Origin of the sequence: Nakamurella alba, from assembly GCF_009707545.1 — a bacterium.
In the GTDB taxonomy this organism is placed as follows: domain Bacteria; phylum Actinomycetota; class Actinomycetes; order Mycobacteriales; family Nakamurellaceae; genus Nakamurella; species Nakamurella alba.
Map to the genome: position 1 here is coordinate 34,002 of NZ_WLYK01000018.1, position 11,184 is coordinate 45,185.

General features: G+C 71.6%; 12 protein-coding genes. 6 read left to right on the top strand and 6 right to left on the bottom strand.

The window, feature by feature from the left end; genetic code table 11:
* The first annotated feature begins 31 nt into the window (after positions 1–31).
* On the top strand, positions 32–235 hold the full coding sequence (locus tag GIS00_RS25705) for a hypothetical protein (RefSeq protein WP_154771325.1): 204 nt from the start codon (positions 32–34) through the stop codon (positions 233–235).
* Positions 236–282: 47 nt separating this feature from the next.
* Positions 283–2,025 (top strand): alpha/beta hydrolase, encoded by a 1,743-nt coding sequence (locus tag GIS00_RS25710; RefSeq protein WP_196073472.1) that lies wholly within the window; start codon positions 283–285, stop codon positions 2,023–2,025.
* A gap of 18 nt (positions 2,026–2,043) precedes the next feature.
* On the opposite strand, the gene GIS00_RS25715 is transcribed toward GIS00_RS25710, so the two are convergent.
* Genes GIS00_RS25715 through GIS00_RS25725 form a run of 3 tightly spaced genes read right to left on the bottom strand, consistent with a single transcriptional unit; the run spans position 2,044 to position 5,099 of the window.
* Entirely contained in the window at positions 2,044–3,291 is a 1,248-nt protein-coding gene (locus GIS00_RS25715; RefSeq protein WP_154771327.1) for an ATP-grasp domain-containing protein, read from the bottom strand.
* 51 nt (positions 3,292–3,342) lie between these two features.
* Positions 3,343–4,068, bottom strand: a complete 726-nt coding sequence (locus GIS00_RS25720; RefSeq protein ID WP_322098448.1) for an alpha/beta hydrolase-fold protein — start codon at positions 4,066–4,068, stop codon at positions 3,343–3,345.
* Between the two features lie 17 nt (positions 4,069–4,085).
* The gene (locus GIS00_RS25725) at positions 4,086–5,099 is read right to left on the bottom strand and encodes an esterase (protein ID WP_154771328.1); all 1,014 of its coding nucleotides are present in this window, start codon (positions 5,097–5,099) and stop codon (positions 4,086–4,088) included.
* 54 nt (positions 5,100–5,153) lie between these two features.
* Here GIS00_RS25725 and GIS00_RS25730 point away from each other — a divergent pair, with 54 nt between their 5' ends.
* The gene (locus GIS00_RS25730) at positions 5,154–6,452 is read left to right on the top strand and encodes a ClC family H(+)/Cl(-) exchange transporter (protein WP_322098449.1); all 1,299 of its coding nucleotides are present in this window, start codon (positions 5,154–5,156) and stop codon (positions 6,450–6,452) included.
* A 127-nt stretch (positions 6,453–6,579) separates the two neighbouring features.
* The gene (glnA, locus tag GIS00_RS25735; RefSeq protein ID WP_154771329.1) at positions 6,580–7,920 is read left to right on the top strand and encodes a type I glutamate--ammonia ligase; all 1,341 of its coding nucleotides are present in this window, start codon (positions 6,580–6,582) and stop codon (positions 7,918–7,920) included.
* Between the two features lie 12 nt (positions 7,921–7,932).
* Here glnA and GIS00_RS25740 read toward each other — a convergent pair whose 3' ends face one another.
* The 3 genes from GIS00_RS25740 to GIS00_RS25750 are packed head-to-tail and all read right to left on the bottom strand — an operon-like array spanning position 7,933 to position 9,467.
* A complete protein-coding gene (locus GIS00_RS25740) occupies positions 7,933–8,505 on the bottom strand; it encodes a TetR/AcrR family transcriptional regulator (RefSeq protein ID WP_154771330.1) in 573 nt (190 codons plus the stop codon).
* Entirely contained in the window at positions 8,505–8,804 is a 300-nt protein-coding gene (locus GIS00_RS25745; RefSeq protein ID WP_154771331.1) for a DUF2087 domain-containing protein, read from the bottom strand. Before GIS00_RS25745 ends, GIS00_RS25740 begins: the two co-directional genes overlap by 1 nt.
* 21 nt (positions 8,805–8,825) lie before the next feature.
* Positions 8,826–9,467, bottom strand: a complete 642-nt coding sequence (locus GIS00_RS25750; protein ID WP_322098450.1) for a DUF3043 domain-containing protein — start codon at positions 9,465–9,467, stop codon at positions 8,826–8,828.
* Positions 9,468–9,607: 140 nt separating this feature from the next.
* On the opposite strand from GIS00_RS25750, the gene GIS00_RS25755 reads away from it, so the two are divergent.
* Together GIS00_RS25755 and GIS00_RS25760 are read left to right on the top strand one after the other, a co-directional pair.
* Complete coding sequence (locus GIS00_RS25755) at positions 9,608–9,991, top strand: HesB/IscA family protein (protein ID WP_154771332.1); 384 nt, start codon at positions 9,608–9,610, stop codon at positions 9,989–9,991.
* A gap of 142 nt (positions 9,992–10,133) precedes the next feature.
* A complete protein-coding gene (locus GIS00_RS25760) occupies positions 10,134–11,123 on the top strand; it encodes a carbohydrate kinase family protein (protein ID WP_322098451.1) in 990 nt (329 codons plus the stop codon).
* Positions 11,124–11,184 lie beyond the last annotated feature (61 nt).

Sequence of the window (11,184 nt, forward strand, 5' to 3'; positions counted from 1 at the left end):
ACGGCCGGAGGGTCCGTGCCAGGCTGGACCCATGGGCGACGAGATCGGGCGGAACACCAAGTACTACTTCAACATCAGCACCGGCCAGGTCGAGGAGGAGGGTCAGAGCAAGGCGAAGGACCTGCTCGGCCCCTTCCCGGACCGGGAGTCGGCGGCGAACGCGCTGCAGACCATCCACGACCGCGAGGACCGGAAGAACGCCGAGGACCGCGCCTGGGCCGACGGCGACGACTGACCGGGAACTCACCCGGCGGTGACCGGTGCGGTGACATGATCACGGGCATGCACGCCCGCACGCGCCGGACCCGCACGCTCCGACGACTCGGCCTCGCCGGGTTGGCCGTCCTGCTGGTCGGCTGCGGGTCCTCCGTGGCGGGCACGCCGACCGTCGGGGCTGCGCGCGCCACCGGGAGCACCACGGCGACCACGGCGCCGCCCGGGATCACCGTCCCCTCCGGAGGTCCCGGCGGATCGGGGGCCTCGCAGCCCCCGACCACCGACTCCGGGGGAAGCAGCCAGACCTCCCAGAGTGCCGGGATCGGGCCGGTGCCGGACGGGCTGGAGAGCTTCTACACGCAGCAGCTGTCCTGGGGACCGTGCGCGGACTACGCCACCACCGCGGCCGACCAGCAGTACTACGCCTCGGACCTGGTCGAGTGCGCACGGCTGACCGTGCCGCTGGCCTACGACGACCCGACCGGGCAGACCATCACCATCGGCGTGCTGCGGCAGCAGGCGACCGGCACCGACCGGATCGGCTCGCTGCTGTTCAACCCGGGTGGGCCGGGCGCATCCGGCATGTCGCTGGTCTCGCAGATCGCGGTGGCCGGCCTGGCCGCGCCGCTGTCCCAGCGGTTCGACCTGGTCGGGTTCGACCCGCGCGGCATCGGGTCCAGCGAGCCGGTCATCACCTGCCGGACCGACGCGGAGTGGGACCAGTTCCGGGCCCAGGACCTGCGGTCGGACACGGCGGCCGCGGTCACCGCGTCGAACGACCGCCTGCAGAAGGTCGCGAACGACTGCGCCGCCCGCACCGGCAAGGACGAGGGGATCGACGGCACGACGTTCCTGGCCAACGTCGGCACCCGGGACGCCGCCCGCGACATGGACGTGCTGCGCGCGGCTCTCGGCGATCCGAAGCTCAACTACGTCGGCTACTCCTACGGCACGCTGCTCGGCACCGTCTACGCCGAGCAGTTCCCCGGCAGCGTGCGGGCGATGATCCTGGACGGCGCCGTCGACCCCACCCAGGACCCGGCGACCGGGCTGCTGGACCAGGGCAAGGGGTTCCAGGACGCCTTCGACGACTACGCCCAGTGGTGCGCGCAGCAGTCGGCCTGCCCGCTCGGCACCGACCCGGCGAAGGCGACCGCCGCCTACCAGGAGCTGACCCGGCCGCTGCTGGACGACCCGGCCCAGCTGCCGGACGGCCGGGTGCTCAGCTACAGCGATGCGAACACCGCGACCTCGCAGGCGATGTACTCGGATGCGTTGCGGCCGCAGCTGTCCCAGGCGCTGACCGCGCTGGCCGGCGGCGACGGTTCGCAGATGATGGTGCTGGCCGACCAGTACTACCAGCGCGGGTCGGACGGGCACTACGCCTCGCTGCTGGACGCGTTCAACGCGATCCGCTGCATGGACGGCCCGCGGATGACCGACGATGCCGAGGTCACCAAGCTCAACGCGCAGTACGCCCAGGTGGCGCCGTTCCAGGACTCCGGCGATCCGCCCGGGGCGGTGAAGGACTACTGCGCCTTCTGGCCGGCCGAGCCCACGCTGAGCCCGCACAAGCCGGACGTGGCCGGGATGGACGCGACGATCCTGGTGGTGTCCACCACCGGTGACCCGGCCACCCCGTACCAGGCCGGCGTCGACCTGGCCCAGGACCTGGGCGGTGCGCTGCTGACCATCGACGGCACCCGGCACACCGGATACCTGTTGTCCGGCATCAGTTGTGCCGACGACATCGGCAACGCCTACCTGCTGGACCTGACGGTGCCGGCCGACGGCGCCACCTGCAGCTGAGCCCCCGGTCCGGCCTGGTCAGGCCTGATCGGTGACCCAGAGGCCGAGCAGCCCGCGGAAGTGGGCGAGGAAGCGCTCGTGCTCCTCGGGCGGGTAGGTCACCTGCACCGTGCGCACCAGCAGGTCGTCGAAGTCGGCCGAGGCCACCCAGTCGCGGACCAGGTCCGGCAGCGTCGCGAGCGAGGTCGAGCAGAACTCCCGGTACTCGTCGGCCTGGAAGTACTGGTCGGCGAGAACGGCGTAGTTGCCGAGCTTCTCGTTCCAGGTCAGGTCCGGGTCGTCGGCGATGGCGAACCAGTCGCGGCTGCTGGTGTCCACCCGTGGCCGGCGCCGGGTGACGGCGCAGAACACCGACCAGGAGATGAGCTGGGTGATCGCCCACGGGAAGTAGTAGTGCAGCGAGGTGATCGCGATGTCCGGGCAGGCGTTGGCGTAGTCGATCGGCCGCACCCGGGTGCCGGTGACCAGCGCCTCGCAGGAGTTGAACTCCCAGCGGAAGAACGCGTTGATGGTCCGGGACAGGGTGAGGATCTCCATCCCGGCCTCGGGCTGCAGGAAGGAGTGCGCGACCTCGTACCGGTCGTGCATCGGCAGTTCCGGCCGGAACTTCATGATCTTGGTCTCCGGGCCGATGGTCAGTGACCGGGCGAAGGAGTCGTAGGGGCTGACCGCGGCCTGCAGGTGCATCAGCATCTGGCCGGACTGGTCGTACGCGCGGTGCAGGGTGTCCACATCGTCGATCCGGGACACCCCGCGCCAGGCGCCGCCGTCGAACGGCTTCATGTAGAGCGGGTAGCCGACCCGCTCCGCGACCTCGTCCAACTGGAACGGCAGGTTGTAGGTCTCCGCGGTGTAGGCCCACTTCTCGTGGTCGACCGGGTTCTTGTAGGGGACCAGCACGGTGTCCGGGATGTCGAAGCCGAGCCGGATCATCGCGCAGTACGCGGAGTGCTTCTCCATGGCCTGGAAGGTGAACGGGTTGTTGAGCAGGTAGACGTCGTCCACCAGCGCCGCCTTCTTCAGCCACTCCCGCGGGTGGTAGTACCACCAGGCCAGACGGTCGATCACCACGTCGTGCCGGACCGGGTCGCGCAGGTCGAACGGCTCGATGGTGATCCGCTCCGAGGCCATCCGGTGCGACACCCCGCGGTGCTGCACCGGGCCGAGCGTCGTCAGCAGGTGCTCGAACGCGGCCGGCCAGTCGTCCTCCGTGCCGAGCAGCAGTCCGATGAGTCGTGTCGTGTCATCCCGGCGCGAGGGGCTCATGCCCGATGATCCTTCCCCAGATCGCCGGAAACATGTGTGCCGGGGGTCACATCAGCCGAGCTGTGGCAGGTACACCGCCGCCTGGGCCCGCCAGCTGACCCAGTCGTGCGGCCACTCCGGTCCCCAGACGTGCAGGTCGTGCGGGATCCCCTTGTCCGCGAGCACCGCCGCCAGCGACCGGGTCGAGGCCAGCGCACCGGTGGTGTCCTCCCACTGTCCGCTGCCGACGACCAGGGTCAGCTGCAGCGACCGCCGCAGGTGCTCCAGGTGCTCGCCGCCGACGTGCCGCAGGAAGTCGGACGGGTTCGTCAGGTAGGTCTCGGCGCTGCCCTCGCCCCAGGCGTGCCACTGCCACGGGTCGTAGCCGCCGGAGAAGGCGATGACCCGGTGGAACAGGTGTGCCTGCCGCAGCCCGAGCAGCACCGCCTGGAAGGCGCCCATCGACGGCCCGGCCAGCGCCACGTCGTCGCGGCCGCCGCAGCGGTCGCGGACGAACGGCAGCACGCCCCCGGTGAGCCAGCCCTCGTAGTCCAGGTGCGCGAGGGCACGGTCGTGCTGCGACTTCCACCGGGCCGACCAGGACTGCGCGTTCCAGGCCGAGACGCAGAAGACCGTGATCCGGCCCTCGTCCACCGCCGGCCGGACCGCGTCCAGCATCCCGTTGCGCTCGAACTCCCACGCGTCGCCGGTCTCCGCCGGGAACCAGATCACCGGTCGGCCCCAGTGCCCGTGCACCACCACGTCCCGGTCGCCGTGCCCGCCCGGTCCCGGGATCACGTGGTGCTCCTGGCGGGTCACCCGTGCGCCCCCTCGAGCAGCTCGTCCAGGGCGGGGAACCAGGCGTCCCGCCAACCGATCATGGTGTGGCCGTCGCGGACCAGGTCGGCGCGGACCGGCCAGCCCTGGTCGCGCAGCACAGCGGTCAGCCGTTCGTTGTTGGCGCGGTTCTCCTCGACGGTGCCGACGGTGACCAGGGTGGGCACCGGCCGGCCGGGGGAGTCGGCGATCGCGGTGGAGGTCGCACAGAGCCGGCCGAACCAGGTGAAGCCGGACTCCTGCGGGTCCAGCTCCGGGGTGAAGAAGGACCCGGACTGCAGGGCCAGCCCGGCCAGCAGGCCGGGTGCCGTCCGGTGCAGGGTCATCATGCCGACCGCGCCGAGGCTCGCGCCCAGACCGACGATCCCTTGCACCGCAACGGTTCCGGCGATCGCCGGCACCACCGTGCCTGCCAGCAGGGCCGCATAGGCCGGGTTCGCGGCGTACCAGTCGGCGCGGGCGCCGTCGGCCGGGTCGAGCAGTGCCACGCGCAGCGGGGCGACCGCGCTCCGGTGCGCCGCCCAGCGCAGCAGCGACCCGCGAATGGCCATGTCGGTGCCGTCGTGCACCAACAGCAGCGGGGCGGGCGTCGTGTCCGGCAGGCCCTGTGGGCTCCACAGGCGCGTCGGCACCGGGGCGGTGCCGGGCACGGTGCGCGGTTCCGGACCGGCCGGGGTGTCCAGCCAGGCCGGTGCCCGGTACTCCGGGAAGCGGATCTCCGAGCGGTCGCCGAACGGCCCGGGGATGCGGTCGGGGTTGCCGGGATCGACGAGACTGCCGGTGCCGTCGGCGGTCTCGATCTCGAAGCGGTACTCGAGGCGGTCCACCGCGGGCCGCGGGAGATCCAGCCGCCAGCACCCGTCGACCCGGCGCAGGTCCAGATCGGTGGCCAGGTCGAGGTCGAGGTCGAGCCGCACCCGGCGGGCCAGCGGCACCGCGTCGAGGGCGAACCGGACCGCGGTCGGTCCGGCCGTCGTCACGGTCCCTGGCATCGGCTCACCGTAGATCACAGCCGGTCGCAGCCCGGGTGCGGTTACTGTCACGCAGTGAGCACAGAGCGTGAGCACAGTCCGGCCCTGCTGGTCCGGCTGGTGGTGGCGACCGTCGGCGCGGCCGTGGCCATCGGGTTCATCGGCGGCGGGTTCCGCTGGTGCCTGCAGCGGGCGGGTGAGCTGCGCACCGACCTCACCGACTGGGCGCACCGCAACCCCGGCATCGGCTGGCTGGTCCCGGTGCTGCTGGCCGCCGCCGGCGCGGCGATCGCCCGGTTCATCGTGGTGAAGTCACCGCGCAGCGCGGGTAGCGGCATCCAGGACGTCGAGGCGGTGTGGCGGCGCGAGCACGACCTGCCCGGGCTGGACGTGGTGCCCGGCCGGTTCGTCGGCGGGCTGGCCGCGATCGGGCCGGGCATGGTGCTCGGCCGCGAGGGACCCACCGTCCACATGGGTTCGGCGCTCGGCGCCGCCGCCGGGAAGGCCGCCGGACTGGGCGACGACGACCGGCGCGTGCTCTACGCGACGGTCGGCGGGGCCGGGCTGGCGGTCGCCTTCAACGCCCCGATCGGCGGCGCGGTGTTCGCCATCGAGGAGGTCACCCGGTCGTTCCGGGTGCGGATCGTGGTGATCAGCCTGCTGTCCACCGCGGTGGCGGTGGCCTGCTCGCGGATCCTGAACGGTGACACCCCGGACTTCGTGGTGCCGTCGATCGCCGCACCGAGCTGGACCGGGCTGTGGGTGTTCGCCCTCTTCGGGGCGCTGCTCGGGCTGATCGGCATCGGCTACAACGCGATCGTGACCGGCATCCTGCACGTCACCGACCGGATGCGGCGCAGCGGTCCGTTCGGTCCGGTGGGCCGCGCCGCGCTGATCGGGGCGTTGGTCGGCCTGTTGCTCTGGTTCGACCCGAGGCTGGTGGACGGCGGCGACAGCGTGACCCAGCAACTGCTCTCGGGTCCGGGGATGCCGCTGCTGGTGCTGCTCGCCGTGCTGGCCGCCCGGTTCGTGCTCGGCCCGCTCTGCTACGCCGCCGGCACCCCCGGTGGGCTGTTCGCACCGCTGCTCGCCGTCGGCGCACTGATCGGCACCGGGGTGCAGCAGCTGGCCGGGCCGCTGCTGGGCGAGGTCGGGGTCTCACCGCTGCCGCTGGCGATCGTCGGGATGGCGGCCTTCTTCACCGCCACCGTGCAGGCGCCGTTGACCGGGATCGTGCTGATCGTGGAGATGACCGCGGTGACCACGCTGACCGTGCCGATGCTGATCGCCTGCGCCGCGGCGCTGCTGGTCACCCACCTGCTGAAGGCGGCCCCGGTGTACGACTCGCTGCGCCGCCGCATGCTCGCGGCCTGAGTCGGCATGTCACGGGTGTGCCTGTACCGTCAGCGCGGCGCACACCGATGTCCGTTTCTCCGTCCGGTTCCACGGCGTGTGTCCTGTCGGCAACACGCGTGAAATACGGCGTACATAGGGTGGAACCATGGATCGTCAGCAGCAGTTCGTCCTGCGCACGCTCGAGGAGCGTGACATCCGCTTCGTGCGGCTCTGGTTCACGGACGTGCTCGGCTACCTGAAGTCGGTGGCGGTGGCGCCGGCCGAGCTCGAGGGGGCCTTCAGCGAGGGCATCGGGTTCGACGGCTCGTCGGTCGAGGGCTACGCCCGGGTGTTCGAGTCGGACATGATCGCCAAGCCGGATCCGTCGACGTTCCAGGTGCTGCCCTGGGAGTCGAACGACGGCAAGGTCTACTCGGCCCGGATGTTCTGCGACATCACCATGCCGGACGGCAGCCCGTCCTGGGCCGACCCCCGGCACGTGCTGCGCCGGGTGATGGGCGAGGCCGCGTCCATGGGCTTCACCTGCTACGTCCACCCGGAGATCGAGTTCTTCCTGCTCAAGGACCTGCCCGGCGACGGCTCGGTGCCGGAGCCGGCGGACCAGGGCGGCTTCTTCGACCAGGCCAGCCACGACGCGGCGCCGCACTTCCGCCGCCGCGCTATCGAGACCCTCGAGGCGATGGGCATCTCGGTCGAGTTCAGCCACCACGAGGGTGCCCCGGGTCAGCAGGAGATCGACCTGCGGTACGCCGACGCGCTGACCATGGCCGACAACATCATGTCGTTCCGGTACGTGGTGAAGGAGGTGGCGATCACCCAGGGGGTGCGTGCCTCCTTCATGCCCAAGCCGTACGCGGACCAGCCGGGATCGGCGATGCACACGCACTTCTCGCTGTTCGAGGGCGAGACCAACGCGTTCTACGACGCCGACGACGAGTACCAGATGTCGCCGACCGGCAAGTCGTTCCTGGCCGGGGTGCTGCGGCACGCGCCGGAGATCACCGCCGTCTCCTGCCAGTGGGTGAACTCCTACAAGCGGCTGGTCATCGGTGACGAGGCCCCCACGGCCGCGTCCTGGGGCCAGGCGAACCGGTCCGCGATGATCCGGGTGCCCAACTACTCGCCGGGCAAGTCCTCCAGCCAGCGGATGGAGTTCCGGCTGCCGGACTCCGGCTGCAACCCGTACCTGATGTTCGCCACGGTGATCGCGGCCGGGCTCAAGGGCATCCGTGAGGAGTACGAGCTGCCCGCGCCGGCCGAGGACGACGTCCTGTCGATGTCCGAGACCGAGCGCCGCGCCATGGGTTACCTGCGGCTGCCGGCCTCGCTGGAGTCGGCGCTGGGTGCGATGGAGAACTCGGAGCTGGTCGCCGAGGCCCTCGGCGAGCACGTCTTCGACTTCTTCCTGCGCAACAAGCGGGCCGAGTTCGAGGCCTACCGCCGCCAGGTCACCCCGTTCGAGCTGAAGCGCTACCTGTCGCTCTAGGGACTGCCGCGGTCAGGGCAGTTCGAGCGCCCGCCGGACCAGCAGGTCCAGCTCGGCGGCGAGATCGCCGTCGGAGAGCGGGGAGTCGAACGTCCCGACGGAGTTGAGCATGCCGAACGCGGCGTGCACGGCGGTGCGCACCTGCTCCACCGTCCAGTCCGGGTGGATCTGGGCCGTCCGCGTGCGCCAGCGCCGGACCAGGGCCCGTTGCCGCTGCTCGAGCCCCAGCCGGTGCTCGGGCGGCAGATGGTGCACCTCGCGCACCCAGACCGCCATCAGCTTGCGGCGCTCGGCGACGGCGTGCGCGTAGACGTCGATCTGCGCCAGCAGGTCGGCGACCGGGTCGGGGGTGTCGCCGGAATCTGCGGCGGGCTCGGCGGCGACCGCGGTCACGATGCCCTCGAAGACCGCGGCCAGCACCGCGGCCTTGGACCCGAAGTGCCGGTAGATGGCCGGCCCGGTGATGCCGGCGGCGGCGCCGATCTGGTCCATCCCGACGGCGGGATACCCGCTGTCGGCGAACAGGTCCGCCGCCGCGCTGACGATGTCGTGCTGCCGGGCGGCGCGCCGGTCGGGCTGGCGCATCAGACCTCGACCGTCCCGCCGGACCGCCAGTAGCGGCCCTCGGCGCGGTCCATGAACCCGTGGTCGACCAGGGCCCGGCGCAGCGACACGTAATCCTGGTAGAGCCCGATCAGCTCCCGGTTCACCTCGGCCTCGGTGTAGTGCACGCCCGGGACGAACCGGGCGGCGATCACGTCCAGCACGGCGATCTGCCGGGACAGCTTGGCCGGCATCTGCAGCAGCCGCCCGTCGGCGTCGAAGTACCGCTGTCGCACCAGGTCCCGCTGGGCGTCGGTGGCACGGATCAGGTCGTCGTCCATCGCGTCGGTCCGGCCGCCGCCTCAGCCGACGGTCGCGGAACGCTCCAGGCGCGGGCGCGGCACCCGCCAGCGGCGGGGCAGGCAGGCCCGGTTGAACGCGTAGAAGCCGAGCGCGCGACCCTTCGTCGACAGCCCGGAGTTGTCGCCCTTGGGGAACTTCTCCCGGACCCGGCGGCCCAGCTGCCGGCCGAAGACGATGCCGTCGGCGACGGCGGCGAGGATGGCGATCAGCATCACGAGCGGGCCGTAGAGCTGGATGATCGCCGACGGGATGAGCAGCACGACGAAGGCGATCACCGCGACGGGCAGCAGGATCCCGGCCAGGTTGCGGCGGGTGTCGACCACGTCGCGGACGTAGGCGCGCACCTCGCCGCGGTCACGGGGCAGCACGTAGGCGTCGTCGCCACGCATCATCTTCTCGCGCCGCTCGGCCGCCGCGGCGCGCCGCTCGTCCTTGGTCATCGTCTTGCCCTGCGCCTTCGAGCGCTGGACCGCTTCCTTCTGCGTCCGCGGCGGCGGCGCCACCGGGCCGCGGTGACCGCCCTGGGCGTCCCGGCGCTTGGGGGTGGGACGGCCCTTGCCGACCACCGGACCGGCCGGGACGACCGGTTCGGCCACGGTCTCGGCAGCGGCGGCGGCGGGCTTGCGGCGCAGGAAACTCACCCCGCCAGCCTAAATGACCCGCGCACCCCGGGAATACACGGCGCGGCACGCCCGGTTGGACTGCTCACAGCGACGTGGTGCCCGGCGTGGACGTGGCATCATCGACAGTGACCGACCCACAAGCAGCACGAGGGAGTCAGATGACCACCACCGAGAACGCAGCGACCGCCGCCACTGAGGCGCCCGCCGTCAAGGCCGCCCACGGCGTCACCCTGAGCGACAGCGCCGCCGAGAAGGCGAAGGCCCTGCTCGACCGGGACGGCAGCCCCGACATGGTGCTGCGCATCTCGGTGCAGCCGGGTGGCTGCTCGGGACTGCGCTACGAGCTCTTCTTCGACGACCGCACGCTGGACGGCGACGCGCTCGTCACCTTCGGCGGTGTCGGCCTGGCGGTCGACCGGATGTCGAAGCCGTACCTGGACGGCGCGGTCATCGACTTCGTCGACACCATCGAGAAGCAGGGCTTCACCATCGACAACCCGAACGCGCAGAACTCCTGCGCCTGCGGCGACTCGTTCCACTGAGTTGTATTCACTGAGTCATCTCCGCTGAACACCCTGTTCTCGCACTGACGCGCCGGCCGTCACCCGTACTTCTTGCGGGTGGCGGCTTTCGCGTGTGCCGGTAGGGTTCTCCCCGTCCGTCCCAGCCCTGGAAAGAGGCCTCGTGCCGATCATCGTCACCGGCTCCATCGCGACCGACCACCTGATGCACTTCCCCGGGAAGTTCACCGAGTCGCTGCTGCCGGACCAGCTGCACCGGGTCTCGCTGTCCTTCCTGGTCGACGACCTGGTGGTGCGGCGCGGCGGGGTGGCCCCGAACATCTGCTTCGCGATGGGTCTGCTGGGTGTGGGTCCGGTGCTGCTGGACGCGGTCGGCGCCGACTTCGACGACTACCGGTCCTGGCTGGAGCGGCACGGCGTGGACTGCAGCCACGTGCACGTCTGCGCCGACGTGCAGACCGCGCGGTTCGTCTGCACCACCGACGACGACATGAACCAGATCGGCTCCTTCTACGCCGGCGCCATGGCGCGGGCCCGGGAGATCGAGCTCGGCCCGGTCGTCGCCGGCCTCGGCTCCGTCGAGCTGGTGATGATCAGCGCCGGTGATCCGGAAGGCATGGTCCGGCACGCCGAGGAGTGCCGCCAGCGCGGCATCCCGTTCGGCGCCGATCCCTCGCAGCAGCTGGCCCGGCTCGACGGCGACGCCGCCGGCCGCCTGGTCACCGGTGCGGAGCTGCTCTTCTCCAACGACTACGAGCTCGGCCTGCTCAAGTCCAAGACCGGTTGGTCCGAGGAGGACATCCTTTCCCGGGTCGGGCACCGGGTGACCACCCTGGGCTCGCAGGGCGTCGAGATCGTCGCCGCCGACGGCAGCCGGCTGCACGTCCCGGTCGTCGGCGAGACCGACAAGGTCGACCCGACCGGCGTCGGCGACGCCTTCCGCGGCGGGTTCCTGGCCGGCCGCTACCGCGGGCTCGACTTCGAGCAGTCCGCCCGCCTCGGCTCGCTGATGGCGACCCTGGCACTGGAGAACATCGGCACCCAGGAGTACCACTTCGACCCGGCCGTCGCGGTCCAGCGGCTCACCGACTCCTACGGCGCCGAGCCCACCGCCGAGATCGCCCGGGTCATGGGGTTTGTCGCAGTCGCGTGAGAGTGCGGCCCCGCGCCCACCGAACGGTGCGAGGCGGGCGGACGCGTGCAGCGCAGCGAGG

Bases quoted from the DNA above. Each gene is read 5' to 3' on its own strand.
- GIS00_RS25705 (WP_154771325.1), top strand. From the start codon at position 32: ATGGGCGACGAGATCGGGCGGAACACCAAGTACTACTTCAACATCAGC.
- GIS00_RS25710 (WP_196073472.1), top strand. From the start codon at position 283: ATGCACGCCCGCACGCGCCGGACCCGCACGCTCCGACGACTCGGCCTC.
- GIS00_RS25715 (WP_154771327.1), bottom strand. From the start codon at position 3,291: ATGAGCCCCTCGCGCCGGGATGACACGACACGACTCATCGGACTGCTG.
- GIS00_RS25725 (WP_154771328.1), bottom strand. From the start codon at position 5,099: ATGCCAGGGACCGTGACGACGGCCGGACCGACCGCGGTCCGGTTCGCC.
- glnA (WP_154771329.1), top strand. From the start codon at position 6,580: ATGGATCGTCAGCAGCAGTTCGTCCTGCGCACGCTCGAGGAGCGTGAC.
- GIS00_RS25740 (WP_154771330.1), bottom strand. From the start codon at position 8,505: ATGCGCCAGCCCGACCGGCGCGCCGCCCGGCAGCACGACATCGTCAGC.
- GIS00_RS25745 (WP_154771331.1), bottom strand. From the start codon at position 8,804: ATGGACGACGACCTGATCCGTGCCACCGACGCCCAGCGGGACCTGGTG.
- GIS00_RS25755 (WP_154771332.1), top strand. From the start codon at position 9,608: ATGACCACCACCGAGAACGCAGCGACCGCCGCCACTGAGGCGCCCGCC.